General features: G+C 33.4%; 17 protein-coding genes. 12 read left to right on the top strand and 5 right to left on the bottom strand.

What is annotated here, in order from left to right; genetic code table 11:
- The first annotated feature begins 8 nt into the window (after positions 1–8).
- The 3 genes from rnc to pyk all read left to right on the top strand — a co-directional run bounded on the left by rnc (position 9) and on the right by pyk (position 2,795).
- On the top strand, positions 9–749 hold the full coding sequence (gene rnc, locus AAFP94_RS03190) for a ribonuclease III (RefSeq protein ID WP_316660539.1): 741 nt from the start codon (positions 9–11) through the stop codon (positions 747–749).
- Positions 750–870: 121 nt separating this feature from the next.
- Positions 871–1,353, top strand: a complete 483-nt coding sequence (locus tag AAFP94_RS03185) for an IPExxxVDY family protein (RefSeq protein WP_316660541.1) — start codon at positions 871–873, stop codon at positions 1,351–1,353.
- Entirely contained in the window at positions 1,353–2,795 is a 1,443-nt protein-coding gene (gene pyk, locus AAFP94_RS03180; RefSeq protein ID WP_316660542.1) for a pyruvate kinase, read from the top strand. The genes AAFP94_RS03185 and pyk overlap by 1 nt, the downstream gene beginning before the upstream one ends.
- A gap of 179 nt (positions 2,796–2,974) precedes the next feature.
- Here the strand turns inward: pyk and AAFP94_RS03175 are convergent, their stop codons facing one another.
- The gene (locus tag AAFP94_RS03175; protein WP_316660543.1) at positions 2,975–3,451 is read right to left on the bottom strand and encodes a cupin domain-containing protein; all 477 of its coding nucleotides are present in this window, start codon (positions 3,449–3,451) and stop codon (positions 2,975–2,977) included.
- Between the two features lie 141 nt (positions 3,452–3,592).
- A complete protein-coding gene (gene dinB / locus AAFP94_RS03170) occupies positions 3,593–4,690 on the bottom strand; it encodes a DNA polymerase IV (protein WP_316660546.1) in 1,098 nt (365 codons plus the stop codon).
- Between the two features lie 108 nt (positions 4,691–4,798).
- On the opposite strand from dinB, the gene AAFP94_RS03165 reads away from it, so the two are divergent.
- Together AAFP94_RS03165 and AAFP94_RS03160 are read left to right on the top strand one after the other, a co-directional pair.
- A complete protein-coding gene (locus AAFP94_RS03165) occupies positions 4,799–5,272 on the top strand; it encodes a CYTH domain-containing protein (RefSeq protein WP_316660547.1) in 474 nt (157 codons plus the stop codon).
- Positions 5,269–5,823 (top strand): YciI family protein, encoded by a 555-nt coding sequence (locus AAFP94_RS03160; RefSeq protein ID WP_316660548.1) that lies wholly within the window; start codon positions 5,269–5,271, stop codon positions 5,821–5,823. Before AAFP94_RS03165 ends, AAFP94_RS03160 begins: the two co-directional genes overlap by 4 nt.
- On the opposite strand, the gene AAFP94_RS03155 is transcribed toward AAFP94_RS03160, so the two are convergent.
- Entirely contained in the window at positions 5,815–6,129 is a 315-nt protein-coding gene (locus tag AAFP94_RS03155; RefSeq protein WP_316660549.1) for an antibiotic biosynthesis monooxygenase family protein, read from the bottom strand. The genes AAFP94_RS03160 and AAFP94_RS03155 overlap by 9 nt on opposite strands.
- 5 nt (positions 6,130–6,134) lie before the next feature.
- Complete coding sequence (locus tag AAFP94_RS03150; RefSeq protein WP_316660550.1) at positions 6,135–7,169, bottom strand: isoaspartyl peptidase/L-asparaginase family protein; 1,035 nt, start codon at positions 7,167–7,169, stop codon at positions 6,135–6,137.
- A gap of 171 nt (positions 7,170–7,340) precedes the next feature.
- Here AAFP94_RS03150 and amaB point away from each other — a divergent pair, with 171 nt between their 5' ends.
- Both amaB and AAFP94_RS03140 read left to right on the top strand, forming a co-directional pair.
- Positions 7,341–8,894 (top strand): L-piperidine-6-carboxylate dehydrogenase, encoded by a 1,554-nt coding sequence (amaB, locus tag AAFP94_RS03145; RefSeq protein WP_316660551.1) that lies wholly within the window; start codon positions 7,341–7,343, stop codon positions 8,892–8,894.
- 110 nt (positions 8,895–9,004) lie between these two features.
- On the top strand, positions 9,005–9,370 hold the full coding sequence (locus AAFP94_RS03140; protein WP_316660552.1) for a hypothetical protein: 366 nt from the start codon (positions 9,005–9,007) through the stop codon (positions 9,368–9,370).
- On the opposite strand, the gene AAFP94_RS03135 is transcribed toward AAFP94_RS03140, so the two are convergent.
- On the bottom strand, positions 9,367–10,500 hold the full coding sequence (locus AAFP94_RS03135; RefSeq protein ID WP_316660553.1) for an ATP-binding protein: 1,134 nt from the start codon (positions 10,498–10,500) through the stop codon (positions 9,367–9,369). The genes AAFP94_RS03140 and AAFP94_RS03135 overlap by 4 nt on opposite strands.
- A gap of 258 nt (positions 10,501–10,758) precedes the next feature.
- Between AAFP94_RS03135 and AAFP94_RS03130 the strand changes: the two genes are divergently transcribed.
- From AAFP94_RS03130 to AAFP94_RS03110, 5 genes are all read left to right on the top strand, one after another.
- Positions 10,759–11,826: a DUF4382 domain-containing protein gene (locus tag AAFP94_RS03130; RefSeq protein ID WP_316660554.1), complete on the top strand. Its 1,068-nt coding sequence runs from the start codon at positions 10,759–10,761 to the stop codon at positions 11,824–11,826.
- A gap of 152 nt (positions 11,827–11,978) precedes the next feature.
- Complete coding sequence (locus tag AAFP94_RS03125) at positions 11,979–12,980, top strand: AAA family ATPase (RefSeq protein WP_316661268.1); 1,002 nt, start codon at positions 11,979–11,981, stop codon at positions 12,978–12,980.
- 49 nt (positions 12,981–13,029) lie between these two features.
- A complete protein-coding gene (locus tag AAFP94_RS03120; protein WP_316660555.1) occupies positions 13,030–13,896 on the top strand; it encodes a DUF58 domain-containing protein in 867 nt (288 codons plus the stop codon).
- A 2-nt stretch (positions 13,897–13,898) separates the two neighbouring features.
- Positions 13,899–15,557: a hypothetical protein gene (locus AAFP94_RS03115; RefSeq protein ID WP_316660556.1), complete on the top strand. Its 1,659-nt coding sequence runs from the start codon at positions 13,899–13,901 to the stop codon at positions 15,555–15,557.
- Complete coding sequence (locus AAFP94_RS03110) at positions 15,557–16,561, top strand: vWA domain-containing protein (RefSeq protein ID WP_316660557.1); 1,005 nt, start codon at positions 15,557–15,559, stop codon at positions 16,559–16,561. Before AAFP94_RS03115 ends, AAFP94_RS03110 begins: the two co-directional genes overlap by 1 nt.
- The last annotated feature ends 1 nt before the right edge of the window (position 16,562 follow it).

Raw genomic sequence — 16,562 nt, 5'->3', positions numbered from 1 at the left:
TTTATTGAATGAAAAACATTCGCAACATATTGAATTCCCGTTCAAAAGGTAACGGGAATTTTTTTGTGAAATTAACTAAAATATTAGGCTTTAAACCCAAGAAAACCAAGTATTATCAGACCGCCTTTACCCATCGGTCTATGAACATAAAAGATGATGAAGGCAATGCTATTAATTATGAAAGATTAGAATTTCTTGGCGATGCCATGCTAGGCGCTGTAATTGCAACTCATTTATATCTAGAAGTTCCAAGTGGAGATGAAGGCTATTTAACAAAAATGCGTTCTAAAGTAGTTAGCCGAGAACATTTAAATGAACTTGGAAAGGAACTAGAATTGATTGATTTGGTTGAGAGTAAAATCCCAAGTGGTCAATTTGGTGACAATATACACGGTAATTTATTTGAAGCATTAATAGGAGCAATATACTTGGATAGAGGATATAAGTACTGTAAAAAATTTATTTACAAACGTGTCATTATTCCATATGTTGATATAGAAAAGCTGGAAGGAAAAGTTATTAGCTACAAAAGTTTGCTTATAGAATGGTGTCAAAAAGAGAAAAAAACTTTCAACTACCATGTTTACGAAGATACAGGCAATGATGACGTTATACATTTTGCGGTCAAACTTTCAATAGATAAAAAGGTCATAGCAAAAGCAAGAGCGACCTCAAAAAAGAAAGCAGAAGAAAAAGTGTCTAAGCGTGCGTTTTTTGTGTTTCAGAACAAGATTTCTAAAATGATATAATTTTTTCTCCCTATTATTTATATTTCTCAAACGTTTTCGTAGTAATATCTATCAAGATTAACGAAAACAAGTAATCATTAAATGTTTTAAATATTATATTTACAATTCATAATTTCCAAAAATGGCGTTGCATAAATTATTTGTAGAAGATTTTGACGAAGATTCATTTTTGTTGTTAGCAATACATTGCACTTTAGAAGATTATCGAGTAGCCTATCTTTTAAATAAGCAATTAAAAATTAATCTTAAAAGAAAACCACACAATTTGGACTATAAATATACTTCTGCTTCATATTCTATTTATGAATGGGAAAATACCAATCAACAGGTCACTTGGAATTTAGTTTCTAATATTTGTAGAAAAGAAGAAGATAGCCTTTCAAGCTCTGGAGGACTATTTAACGGAAAAGAGAAAATTATTAGGACGCACAACTTGATTCCAGAATATAAAAAAGTAAATTATTTGCTTAAAATCAATAATGAAAATTATCAAATAAGTGAAAAGAAAATTATTGATGATATTCAGGACATACAGCAGATTGCAACTGTTTATAGCATTGATGCAAATGAACTAAAATCTAAAGACAATTTAATTTTTAATTAATGCCAAAAATAAAAAAGACAAAAATAGTAGCAACTCTAGGGCCAGCTTCAAGCTCAAAAGAAATATTAAAAGCGATGTTGGAGGAAGGAGTTGATGTTTTTAGAATTAATTTCTCTCATGCAAATTATTCAGATGTTGAAGAACGTATTAAAATAATTCGAGAACTCAATGATGAGTATGGTTACAATGCTGCTATATTAGGTGATTTGCAAGGTCCCAAACTTCGTGTTGGCGTTATGAAAGAAGAAGTTGTGGTAAATGAAGGAGATGAAATAATTTTTGCTACAGGCGAAAAATTTGAAGGCACAAAAGATCGTGTTTACATGACTTATGATAGGTTTCCGCAGGACGCAAAATCAGGTGAACGAATTTTATTGGATGATGGTAAACTCATATTTGAAGTAGTTACAACCAATCAAAAAAACGAAGTAAAAGCTCGAGTTATCCAAGGTGGGCCATTGAAGTCAAAAAAAGGGGTTAATCTTCCTAATACTAATATTTCTCAACCAGCTCTTACCGAAAAGGATATTGAGGATGCCATTTTTGCTATTCAACAAAAGGTAGATTGGATTGCATTGTCTTTTGTGAGGCATGCTGAAGATTTGATGCAACTGGAAGAGCTTATAAGAGAACACAGCGACCACAAAATTCCGATTATTGCTAAAATTGAAAAGCCTGAAGCAGTAGAAAATATTGATAAAATTGTAGCCTATTGTGATGGTTTGATGGTTGCCAGAGGCGATTTAGGTGTCGAAATTCCAGCTCAAGAAGTTCCGCTTATTCAAAAACAATTGGTCTTAAGAGCAAAACGCGCCAGAATACCTGTGATTATTGCAACTCAAATGATGGAGACCATGATTTCCAGCTTAACTCCAACCCGTGCAGAAGTCAATGATGTGGCTAATTCGGTTATGGATGGAGCAGATGCAGTGATGCTATCTGGAGAAACTTCTGTTGGGACTTATCCTGTTCAAGTAATCAGACAAATGTCTAACATTATAAGAAGTGTTGAAGATTCACCACTTATTCAAGTACCCCAATCACCACCGCATATTCGCACCAAACGATATATTACAAAATCTATATGCTATCATGCAGCCAATATGGCAAATGAGATAAAAGCCAAAGCCATTTCAACCTTAACCAACAGTGGTTATACAGCCTTTCAGATTTCGGCTTGGCGACCTAGTGCACATATTCTGGTGTTTACATCAAACAAACGAATTTTAACACAACTTAATTTACTTTGGGGTGTTAAGGCCTTCTATTATGATAAGTTTGTAAGTACTGACGAAACCATAGAAGACGTAAATGCCATTGCCTGTAAAAAAGGCTATTTGGAAACTGGCGATATGCTCGTGAGTTTGGCAGCTATGCCAATACAGGAAAAAGGTATGGTAAATACTTTACGAGTTACTGAAATTACAAGCTGTAGTTTTTAGGGTTTCGTTTAACGTGTTACGTGTATGATTCCGTTGCGAGAAATCATTGATGATTTCGAAGTAGGAATCGACACTTCACTAAAATACAAAGTTTCATATAAACGACTAAGGGAGCAATGGATTATACGCGGTGTTGTACGCTGGCATACTTATTCCAGTTTACCTGATTTTTAAAATAATCAGTTGCTTTTCAACTTTTCGGCAACTTCATCGTAATATTCCAGAGTCACTACTTCAGTCCAAGTTGTAGGTTGTCCTCCACTATATAAAGCCAAATATGTTACATCACTAACTTTGGTTGATGAATGCCAATGTTCGGTATCTTTAGGACATCTAATCACATCTCCTTGTTTAAGTATAACTGTGTCTTTTCCTCTTTCTTGATAATAGGCTTGGCCATCTACAATGATCAAAACCTGGACCGACGCATGTTTATGCCAATCTAAGGTAGAATTAGCTTTGAAGGTCGCTTTAGTTATGTTATAGCCCAATTCAGCATCATCATGAATAAGAGCATTCAACCAGGCCTCACCTAGGTATCGAGTATTTGGTGCCTTCGAACCTTCATCCAGATAAGAGGAAACGGAATAATCAGAATTTTGAGCAAATAAAAGTAAAGGGACTAATACAAACAGGGCTAAAATTGAACTTTTCATGTTTATTTCTTTGTTTGAGGTTTTATGCTTGCGTACAATGTTAGGCTAATCAGTGTTTTATATTTCGACTTCGCTCAATACAGGTTGTTATTAGCCCTAGTTAAACGAAGTTCGACTATTTTCTGGATTAAAGCAAATTACTTAAAAATCAAACTTTAATTGCACACTTACTGTTTTTTGTTCAGGTTCTTTTGTGGTTTCGGTGTTGAGGTTGGAAAGAGAAATACCTAGCAAACGCACAGAATTACTCAACGAGTCTTGATACAATAATCCTTTTGCAGTTTCTAAAACCATACTTTTATCACTTATGTAATATGATAATGTTTTACTTCTTGTTTGCAATGTAAAGTCGCTATACTTTATTTTTAAGGTGACCGTTTTTCCGGTAACTTTACTGTTTTTTAATCGTCTAGAAACCTCTTCAGCAATATGATCTAATTTTTCAAGCATAAAGATTTCTGAAGATAAATTTTCATTAAAAGTGCGTTCTGCAGCCAAAGATTTTCGTGTTCTGTTAGGCTTTACTTCACTATTGTGAACACCTCTAACCACATGATAGTAATATCTGCCAGATTTACCAAAGTGCTCATCAAGATATTCTAAAGATTTAGACTTTAAGTCTTTTCCTGTAAAAATACCTAGTTGATACATTCGTTCTGCAGTAACCTTACCAACACCATAAAATTTTCGGATATCCAACGCCTCTAAAAACCCCAAAACCTCTTCAGGAGTTACAGTTTTTTGCCCGTTAGGCTTGTTATAGTCGCTAGCGACTTTGGCTACAAATTTATTAATGGAAATGCCTGCCGAAGCCGTTAATCCAACGTCTTTAAAAATGCGATTCCTTATGTCTTTGGCAATAAGAGTAGCGCTAGGATTTCCCTTTTTGTTTTCTGTAACATCCAAATAAGCTTCATCGAGCGAAAGAGGTTCCACCAAATCTGTATAATCAAAAAAGATTTTTCTAATTATTCTAGAAATTTCATGATATCTGTCAAAACGAGGTTTTACAAAAATAAGTTCAGGACATAAGATACGAGCCTTCACACCACTCATGGCACTTTTTACACCAAATTTTCTGGCTTCATAACTTGCAGCACTTACTACACCTCGTTTACTACTTCCGCCAACAGCAAGAGGCTTACCCTTTAATTCAGGATCATCCATTTGCTCTACAGAGGCATAAAAGGCATCCATATCTACATGAATAATTTTCCGTATTGGTAAATCGTTTGGCATACCGTAAATTTATGACATTAATACTAACGTGAGTTCGAGTGTTTTCATTTTTTAAAATGAAAATGTATCGAGAACATTTAAAGATTGCCATTTTCATAGGAAATAGAGATGACTGAAATAGAACGTAAATTTTTAGTGCTTTCTGAAGCTTTTAAAGAAGAAGCCTTTAAGAAAACGACGATTATTCAAGGATTTTTAAACACACATCCAGAACGAACCGTTAGAGTTAGGATTCATGGAAATAAAGGGTTTTTAACTGTAAAAGGAATTTCTTCTGAAGAAGGGCTGTCTCGTTTTGAATGGGAAACAGAAATTTCTTTAAAAGAAGCTAGATCCCTGTTAAACTTATGTGAAAAAGGGTTAATTGAGAAAACTAGGTTTGAAGTAAAGGCTGGAAATCATATATTTGAAATAGACGAGTTTTTAAAAGATAACCAAGGGTTAATTATTGCTGAAGTTGAATTAAATACTGAAGATGAAAAATTTTCTAAACCAGAATGGTTAGGGAAAGAAGTTACAGGAGAGATTAAATATTATAACTCACAGCTAGGCATAAACCCTTATAATACTTGGGAGAAATGAATAAAATATTCCTATTCCTTTTTGCGGCAATACTTTTTGTTGCGTGTAAAAAAGAGCAAACAGAAGTTACTTCCGAATTAGAAGGTCCAGATACAGAAGTTATAGAAAAGCCTTTAGAAGATATTGGAGAAAAGGTTGATAAAGAATCAACTACTATTGAAAAATCAACTCGAGAGATAAAAGAAGAACTTAATGCTAAAGGCTTTAAAACATTTGATTATGTAGACGAAAAGACTCAAGACACTATTATAATGCAACAGTACTTTATGGCATTTTTAAAATCAGGACCTATTCGTTCTCAAAATGAAGAAGAAGCTGCAAGATTGCAAAAGGAACATTTAGCACACTTAAGCAAAATGTACGAATTAGGTTATGCAGATATTTCTGGACCTTTTGGCGACAATGGAGAGATACGAGGGATTACAATTTATAATGTTCCAACCATCGAAATGGCAGATAGTTTGGCTAATTCAGACCCTATGGTAAAAGCAGGCAGACTGGTCATTGAAGTCCATCCTTGGTGGGCAGCAAAAGGGTTTCCGTTAAGGTAATGAATGCTCATATTCTTTCTCAACTTTGCAAATTCTAACATTGTACCAACTGTACCATTGATTTCTGCCTTTTTGTTGTGCAATTAAATGTTCAGAATTTTGTTTCCACTTTTTTATAGATTCAATATCTTGCCAATAACTTACCGTTATTCCAATGGCGTTTCTAGCACTATCAATGCCTAAAAAACCATCTTGCTCTTTAGCTAGAGATTCCATTTTCCCTGCCATTTCAGAATAGCCTTCAATATACTCACTTTGTGTAGAAGTAAAAATAACAGCGTAATACGGTTTGAAAACTTTATTCATTTAATCTAATCTTTATAAATTCCAATAAACAATTTACCTTTATCATCCATAGAAGCACGATACATACCTGCTGTATTGAATTCCATAACAATATTACCAAGTTTGTCAATTGCAATAATGCCGCCATCGCCACCAAGTTCTGATAGCTTTTTTTGAACCACTTTTTTACTAGCTTCTTGTAATGATAAACCTTTATATTCCATCAGAGCTGAAATATCGTGAGCAACAACACTTCTAATAAAAAATTCACCTGAACCTGTACATGAGACCGCACAGGTGCTGTTGTTGGCATAAGTTCCTGCCCCTATAATTGGAGAATCACCAATGCGTCCCCAACGTTTATTGGTAGTTCCACCAGTAGAAGTTCCTGAAGCCAGATTTCCATTTTTGTCTAATGCAACACAGCCTACAGTACCAAACTTCGAATTTATTAAAGAAGAATTAAGGGATGCTATTTTGTCGAGATCTTTTTTCTTTTCATTTTCTTTTGTTCTTTTTAGAGCTTCATATCTACTTTCTGTAAAGAAATAACTAGAATCAACTATTTCAAGACCTTGCTCTTGCGCAAAGGTTTCAGCACCTTTACCAGATAGCATAACATGAGGTGAATTTTCCATGATAACCCTTGCCAAATTAATAGGGTTTTTGACCGTTTTAGTACCAGATAAAGCGCCAGCATTTAGGGATTTACCATCCATAATTGATGCATCAAGTTCGTTGGTTTCGGCACTAGTGAATACAGCTCCTTTTCCAGCATTGAATAGAGGTGAATCTTCTAAAACGTTAATAGTTTTTTGAACAGCATCCAGACTACTTCCTCCATTTTTTAATATATGATGACCAATAAGAATAGCTTCTTCCAATTTTGTTTTGTAGGCAGCTTCTTTTTCTGGCGTCATATTCTCTTTTAAAATAGTTCCTGCCCCACCATGAATAACAATGGCAAATTCCGCTTTTTTGATTCGGAGTTCAGTTGTAGTTAAGGAGTCTTTATGAGTCTTATTCTTTTCTGATAGAGCCTTTAACTCGGCTTTATTCATACAACTAATAATTGATAAAAACAGAAGAAAAAAACAGAAAAAGTATCTCATAAAAATAAGTGTTATTTATTACAATAAAGTTACATTATTTAGAATTGAACTTTAAAGCTTAACCAACATTTTATTAGTATCTTCGCATAATATTTAATAATTCGTAAAAAACATGCAAATATGAAAGCCGTTGTTACAGATTTCGGAATAAATGAAGCTTTAAAAGAACTTGGTGTTAAAGATATAAATGATGGGTCATCAACTGGATCAAATAATTTTTCCAATGGTGCGATTATAGAATCTATTTCACCGGTTGATGGTAGATTAATAGGTAAAGTAAAATCAACTACAAGAGAAGATTATGAAAAGGTCATGGATGCGGCAACAAAAGCTTTTAAAACTTGGCGAATAATGCCGGCACCACAGCGAGGAGAAATTGTACGCCAGTTTGGAGATAAGTTGCGCGAGAAAAAGGAAGCTCTTGGGAAATTAGTTTCTTATGAAATGGGCAAAAGTTATCAAGAAGGTTTGGGAGAGGTTCAAGAAATGATCGATATCTGTGATTTTGCTGTTGGACTCTCAAGACAACTGCATGGTTTAACTATGCACAGCGAGCGTCCAGGACACAGAATGTATGAGCAGTACCATCCACTAGGAGTTGTTGGTATCATATCTGCGTTTAATTTTCCTGTTGCTGTCTGGGCATGGAATACAGCATTGGCATGGATTTGCGGTGATGTATGTGTTTGGAAGCCTAGTGAAAAAACACCTTTGTGTGGTATTGCATGTCAAAACATAGCTTCTGAAGTTTTTAGAGCTAATAATCTACCAGAAGGTATTTCGTGCTTAATAAACGGCGATTACAAAGTTGGAGCATTCATGACAAAAGATTCAAGAATTCCTTTGATTTCTGCAACAGGTTCAACCAGAATGGGTAAAATAGTTGCTCAAGAAGTTGCAGCACGTTTAGGAAAATCGTTGCTTGAACTTGGAGGGAACAACGCTATAATTGTTACTCCTGATGCCGATATAAAAATGACTGTTATTGGTGCTGTTTTTGGTGCGGTTGGGACTTGCGGACAACGTTGTACTTCAACGCGTCGTTTAATTATTCATGAGGACATTTATGACCAAGTAAAGAACGCTATTGTTGATGCTTATAGTCAATTAAGAATAGGAAACCCATTAGATGAGAACAATCATGTTGGACCTTTAATTGATATTGATGCAGTAAAAATGTATGAAAGAGCATTAGCTCAAGTGGTTGAAGAAGGAGGCAATATTGTGGTTGAAGGAGATGTGCTTTCAGGCGAAGGATACGAATCTGGCTGTTATGTAAAGCCGGCCATTGCCGAAGCAAGACCAGAATTTAAAATTGTACAGCATGAAACATTTGCACCAGTTTTGTATTTATTAAAATATTCTGGAAATGTTGAAAATGCCATTAATATTCAAAATCAGGTAGCTCAAGGATTGTCTTCAGCTATTATGACAAATAACTTACGCGAAGCTGAAAAATTCCTGTCCGTTGCTGGTTCAGACTGCGGAATTGCAAATGTTAATATTGGCACTTCCGGAGCAGAAATAGGAGGTGCTTTTGGCGGTGAAAAGGAAACTGGAGGTGGTCGTGAATCTGGTTCTGACGCTTGGAAAGTTTATATGAGACGTCAAACCAACACCATTAATTATACTACAGAATTACCTCTTGCGCAAGGAATTAAGTTTGATTTATAGAATTTTAAATAATTTATTTTAGTTAAAAAGTCACATTTTTAATGTGACTTTTTATGTGTATTTAAGCAACCATTTATAATTTAAATCATCTATAAATAAAAGGCTAGAAAATGAAATATGTTTTATTCTCATTAGTGTTGTTTTTAGCAATGTGTAATACTAATGATGACAACGATCAAGTTTTTTGCACAGAACAATTCGTCTATGGTTTGAATGTAATTGTAAAAGATGCTAATACCAATAATGTAATCACAGAAAATATTATCGTAACTATAAGAGATGGCGATTATGAAGAATCTTTAATGAATATTGAAGGGAATGACTCTTTTTTTGGAGCTGGAGAAAGACCAGGTAGTTATATTATTATAGTGACATCAGATAATTATCAAACCTATATTTCAGAAACAATATTGGTTGGATCAGACGAGTGTCATGTCATACCAAAATCTTTAGAGTTTTTTTTGCAACCTAACTAACTATACTTAACCTTTCTAAGTATTCTTAATGATTCTTTATAAAGATTGTAAACCTCATCACTGTAGTCTTTCAAATACGGCTTTGCTTCATTAAGCTTATCAATAGCTTCATGAAATAAATTCAAATAACAAATAAGATAAGTAGCAGGCAAATTCTTTATGTCATGCTGTTCGTTTTTGTTTAAGCTTAACCCTTTCTTTAATTTTTCCAATAAAGCGTTATTTGAATTGTAGATGTGAAACAAGACTTTTTTATCGAATTCTGGAGGCTCAAATAGTAATTTAGTGTTAATGGTATAATTAGCATTATCTTCAAATTTTATTAATGTTTCTTCCAACTTGTAGTATTTGTATGAATTTTGTAATCCTAAATGCACATACTCAACAATTTTAAATCTATTGTCATCATATTCAATAGAAACTTCATCCAGATCTGAATAAAACAAACGCACTTGCTCATTAATCAATTCTATGTCCACTCTTGAAAAGAAAAACTCATCTTTTATTTCCTTTTTTTGTCCTGCCCAACAGAGCACAAAATATTCCTTAAAAACCTTGTATTGAGGATTGAAATCTTGTCGCTTATTTAAAAAAGAAAAGACACCATCAAGAGTATGCTCAATATTATTTTGAGCATGATTTTCTATGGCTGCTACAATTTTTGAGTTTACATCCTTTAATTCAATATCGAATACTTTAGGCATACTCATACTTCCGTCTCTAAAAAAAACAGAACCGCCGTAATATTTCCAAATATTTTTCCTTAATGAGGTGATTTGGTTAATAGGTCGAATGGTCACAAGTCCAACAACTCTATCGTCTTGTAAATGAGGAAAAGGAATATTTTCATATTGTACAATTGGTGGATTTGTTAGATAGGCATTTATAAGGTTTTGAATTTTACTATCATCAAAAAAATCAACTCCTACAATCTTATTATCCTCATCTTCAACACCAATAACAATATATGAGTTGTTTTTTGGATTGCTGTTAGAAAGAGCACAAATGTGTTTTAAAAATTTTGCTTTCCCTTCTTTTTGGCTGATATCAATTTTACGCTTTTTGTCATAAAAACTGTTTTCATCATTATGTGATAGGAGGTTCTTTATTAGGAGACGTTTGTTAATCATCGATATTATTGAGGCATTTGTAGATTATCAAAAAATAAAAGGTGCAGTTTATAGATGTTTTCTTGCAATTCAAACATAAAAATACATAAAAGACATCTAATCACGTATCTTTAATCTTGGATCTTAAAAAAGATTTATTGTTTAATTCCTGAATATAAATATTTTAAAATAAGACTTTAAGGATAAAGGGAAATTATAAAGTCTTTTTTTAAGTATTCCGCGTATATAAAATTACAAACATAAAAACTATAATATTCTATGAAAGCATTAAAAAAATTCAAATCATTAATTCTTCTACCTCTCTTAATATTATTCTTTAACTGTAATAATGATTCCAATTCCACTTCAATGAATGATTCGGAAATGGCTCGTTTTTCAATAAAACTTGTCGATGCGCCAGGCGATTATGATAAGGTTGTTGTTGATGTTATTGACATTAGAATTAAAATGGATGATGATAGTGATGGAGAAGACGGATGGGTAAGTGTTCCTACGAATGCAGGACAATATGATCTTTTAGAATTAACAGGTGGCGAAAGTGCTGTATTAGTTGATGATTATGAAGTGTTGGAAGGCGAATTGAGCCAAATCAGATTAGTTCTAGGCGAAAACAATTATGTTGTAAAAGGCGATGAGGAATTTGAACTAAAAACTCCAAGTGCGCAACAATCTGGGTTAAAATTAAAAATTAACCAAGAAGTTGAAGGAGGTTATTATTATAGCTTTGTGTTAGATTTTAATGTTGCCGAATCTATTGTTGATGCAGGAAATTCAGGGAATATTATTTTAAAACCAGTCATCAATGCAAGTTTAGAAGCTGCTTCAGGAATTATTGAAGGCACTATAAGTCCAAGTGATTTTGAGACCGAAATTTCAGTGATGGTAGGTGATCAAACAATTACCAGCTATGCAACCCCAGAAAATGCAGGTGTATTTATGATTTATGGTGTTCCAGAAGGCACCTACGATATGACTATTACTCCAGACCCTACATCAAATTATGCTGGTCAAGTTATTAGCGTTGATGTTGTAAATGGCCAAATTACTAATGTTGGTACTATAGAATTGGAGCTCTTACCAGGATCAATCACCGGAACAATTTTAAATGAAGGTTTGGCAGTTGAAGCTTCTGTTATGGTTGATGGAGTTGAAGTTACTGCTAGTACAGACGCTTCAGGAATTTTCGTATTAGAGAACCTACCAGTTGGCACATATACAGTTACTTTAACTCCAGATACGGGTTCAGGATTATCTCCATTAGAAATAATGGATGTTGAAGTTATGGCAAACCAAACAACAGAATTAGGAGAAATTACCATAGAGTAAACTCTCATAAATAATATTTGTTTAAAGCGTGATATTACTGATATCACGCTTTATTTTTTTAACCAATTGTTAACAGCATTGCATAAAATAATTTAACAACTTGCAATGCTCAAATAAGGACAGTATATTCGAGGTTTAAAAAAATAAAAATGATGGAAGAAACAGGTACAATTGATATTAAGACCATTAATGAAAAAATTGAAAAGGAAAGTGCTTTTGTAGATTTATTGACACTTGAAATAAATAAAGTAATTATTGGACAAAAGCATATGGTCGAAAGACTACTTATAGGCTTGTTAGGACAAGGTCATATTCTTTTAGAAGGTGTTCCAGGATTGGCAAAAACTTTGGCCATTAATACATTATCTCAAGCTGTAGATGGTAGCTTTAGTAGAATTCAGTTCACACCAGATTTGTTGCCTGCGGATGTAGTAGGAACCCTTATCTACAACATTAAAGAGAATGATTTCTCAATTAAAAAAGGACCAATTTTTGCCAATTTTGTTCTTGCTGACGAAATTAATAGAGCTCCGGCAAAAGTACAATCTGCCCTACTAGAAGCCATGCAGGAAAAACAAGTAACCATTGGTGACGAGACGTTTATATTAGACAAACCATTTTTAGTCATGGCTACTCAAAACCCTGTGGAGCAAGAAGGTACATATCCATTACCTGAAGCACAAGTGGATCGTTTTATGTTGAAGACCGTTATAGATTATCCAAAAATGCAAGAAGAACAACTAATAGTACGTTCTAATCTAAAGGATGGCTTTGAAAAGGTTAATCCTGTAGTTTCTATAAAGCAAATACTGGATGCTCAAAAAGCCGTTAGAGATGTCTATATGGATGAAAAAATAGAAAAGTATCTTTTAGACATTGTCTTTGCCACACGCTACCCAGAAAAATATAAACTAGCCGATTTAAAACCACTCATTTCGTTTGGAGCTTCTCCTCGTGGAAGTATCAATTTGGCTATGGCTTCAAAATGTTATGCTTTTATTAAACGAAGAGGTTATGTCATTCCAGAAGATGTTCGAGCTGTTGTGCATGATGTGCTTCGTCATAGAATAGGAATAACCTATGAAGCAGAAGCTGAAAACGTGACTTCAGAAGACATCATTAATAAAATCGTAAACGAAATAGAAGTACCTTAAAGTTTCCCATTTACTGTTAACTGAATATAGATTACTGTCGACTGAAAAAATGGATACTAAAGAATTACTGAAAAAAGTTCGAAAAATTGAGATTAAGACACGCAGGCTGTCTGATCATATTTTTGGAGGTGAGTATCACTCTACATTCAAAGGACGAGGTATGACCTTTAGTGAAGTGCGTCAATATCAATATGGTGATGATGTTAGAAACATAGATTGGAATGTTACAGCACGCTATCATGAACCATTTATAAAGGTTTTTGAAGAAGAGCGAGAACTTACAATGATGTTGATGGTAGATATTTCTGGTTCAGAGCTTTTTGGAACAGAAACACAATTTAAGAATGAAGTTATTACAGAAATAGCAGCAACTTTAGCATTTTCTGCTACTCAAAATAATGACAAAATTGGGTTAATATTATTTTCAGATAAGGTAGAATTATATATTCCTCCAAAAAAAGGACGCTCTCATGTACTTCGAATTATTAGAGAATTAATTGAATTTGAGCCAGAAAGCAAGCAAACCAATTTAGCCGAAGCCTTAAAATTCATGCAAAACGTCATGAAGAAAAAGGCTATTGTATTTGTATTGTCAGATTTTATTACTGATGATTACCAGCACACTTTAAAAATTGCATCTGGAAAGCATGATGTTACTGGCATTCGTGTTTATGACAAGCATGAGGAAGAAATACCAAATCTTGGAGTTGTGCAGATGCAAGACGAAGAAACAGGAGAGTTAATGTTAGTCAATACAACTTCAAAAAAGGTAAGACGAAATTATTCTAAATTTTATCGTGATAAAGTAGCCTATTACAAAGATAGTTTTACTAAATCAGGAGCAGGTGTTATTGATTGTCGAGTTGATGACAGTTATGTTAAAAAGCTTTTAGGATATTTTAAAAGAAGAAATTAAAAATGTTGGGTAGCTTAAGAGATATATCAAGAATAAATAATGCAAATTTTCAAAAGACTTCGGTCTTTTTGTCTTTATGCTTTTTAGTCTTTCCTTTATTTTTAGTTGCACAAGTAACATCTTCTATAGATTCTACTTCAATCAAAATAGGCGAACAAATCACATATAAGATTCAAGTCGAATCAGACACAACCAATTTGGTAGTTTTTCCTGAAGGACAAACGTTCATGCCTTTAGAAATGATAGAGTCGTATGAGATAGATACGACAAAACTGGATGACAAACTTCAATTGATTAAAAAATACGGATTAACTCAATTTGATTCTGGCGCTTATACTATTCCAAGACAAAAAATTATAATTGGGGATAAAACGTTTTTCACAGATTCTTTAAAAGTAGAAGTAAACAACATTGAAGTTGATACCACAAAGCAAGGTTTGTATGATATTAAACCAATTATTGAAGTTGAAAAAAGTTCAAGTAATTGGTGGAAATATGTATTAGTCATATTACTTATATTAAGTGTTGTTGGGTTTTTATTGTATTGGTTTGTTTGGCGAAAAAAACCACTAACGGAAGAAGAGCAAATTGCTTTACTTCCTCCATATCAACGTGCCAAATTGGCTTTGAAAAAATTAGAGGAAAGCGATTATTTAAAACATTCAGAGTTAAAAGAATATTATTCAGAGCTAACACTAATTGTTAGAAAATATCTGGATGAGAAAGTATATGACCATTCTCTTGAAAGTACCACCGAAGAACTAATAGACAGGTTGAAATTACTTAAAGATGGCAATCAGATTGATTTAAGTAATGAAACTATTAAGAATCTAGAAACCATATTAAAGAGAGCAGATTTGGTAAAATTTGCAAAGTCCAAACCAGATGTGGCATTGGCAGAACTTGATATGAATACTGTTTCATCAGAAATAGATCATGTTAAAGAGATTTTACCCGAACCTTCAGAAGAAGAAAAACTTCTTGACCAACAATATAAAGAAGAACAAGAGCGTAAAAAGAAACGCAAAAAAATAATCATTTCTATAGCCGCAACACTCTTTTTAATTATGTTGATTATTGGAGCATTCTCAATTAAGTATGGATTCAGTTATGTCAAAGACACCATTATTGGTCATGAAAGCAAAGAACTTTTAGAAGGTGATTGGGTAAGGAGTGAATATGGTTTTCCACCAATTACGATTTCAACACCAGTGGTTTTAAAAAGGCAAGATGTTCCTTTACCAGAAGAGCTAAAAGATAAAATTAAAATGACAGCTTTTGGTTTTGAGGAAAAGAAAAATCTGACTATTGCGGTTTCTACAACACTGTTACCCGAAGGCCAAGCAGAACCAGATATCAATCAAGCTATAGAAGGTAATTTACAGACACTTGAAAAGGCTGGAGCTCAAAATATTATTACCAAAAACGAAAAGTTTGTCACACCAAATGGGGCCGAAGGGATAAAAGTATTTGGTACTTTAAGCATGCCATTGTCTGAAGGTTCTGATAAATTAATTGAAGGCGAATACACGTTTTTAATATTTAATGCCAAGAATATTATACAACAGATATCATTAACATGGAGAAATAATGATGTTTACGCTAACCAAATAGTTGAACGTATTTTAAATTCCATTGAATTAAAACCAGCACAAGAATAATGTTAGAAGGAATTGAATTTTTAAATAAAGAATTATTTTGGTTCATGATGTTGCTGCCGGTAGCAATACTTTGGTATGTATTTAAGTACAAAAAGCAAACCGCTGAATTAAAAATATCAAGTCTTAAAGGCTTTAAAATTAGCAACTCTTGGCTTCCAAAAATTAAGCATTTCTTATTTGTATTACGTTTATTGGCTTTAGCATTATTAATCACAGCGTTGGCAAGGCCAAGAACTGTTGATGTTTCTACAAAGACCAAAACCACCAAAGGAATTGATATTGTCATGGCAATAGATGTATCTGCAAGTATGTTGGCAAAAGATTTAGCACCTAATAGACTCGAAGCGTTAAAAGATGTGGCGTCAGAGTTTATAAAAGGCAGACCAAATGATAGAATTGGTTTGGTAGAATATGCAGGAGAAAGCTATACAAAAACACCAATTACAAGTGACAAAGCTATTGTTTTACGCTCCTTAAAAGATATAAAATACAATACTATAATAGAAGGAGGCACTGCCATTGGCATGGGACTTGCCACATCTGTAAACAGATTGAAAGACAGCAAAGCAAAAAGCAAGGTTATTATCTTACTTACAGATGGTGTAAACAATTCTGGATTTATAGACCCTAAAATTGCAAGCGAGTTGGCTGTAGAATATGGAATTAAGACGTATACCATAGGAATAGGCACCAATGGAATGGCATTATCTCCAATCAATATTTTACCTAATGGGAACTTTCAATACGCAAGAGTTCCAGTTGAAATAGATGAAGATTTGTTGAAAGAAATAGCTTCAGTAACAGGAGGCAAATATTTTAGAGCAACAAACAATAAAAAGCTGGCAGAAATTTATGATGAAATAAATAAGCTTGAAAAAACAGATATAGAAGAGTTTAAGTTCTATAATTATGAAGAAAAGTACAGACCTCTTGTGTTACTTGCAGGATTACTTTTACTTATAGAGTTATTGGGCAGAATAACAATTTTTAGAAGTTTTATATAAA

Origin of the sequence: Gilvirhabdus luticola, assembly GCF_040117515.1 — a bacterium.
GTDB lineage: Bacteria > Bacteroidota > Bacteroidia > Flavobacteriales > Flavobacteriaceae > Gilvirhabdus > Gilvirhabdus luticola.
This window is presented reverse-complemented; position numbering and strand designations above follow the sequence as displayed.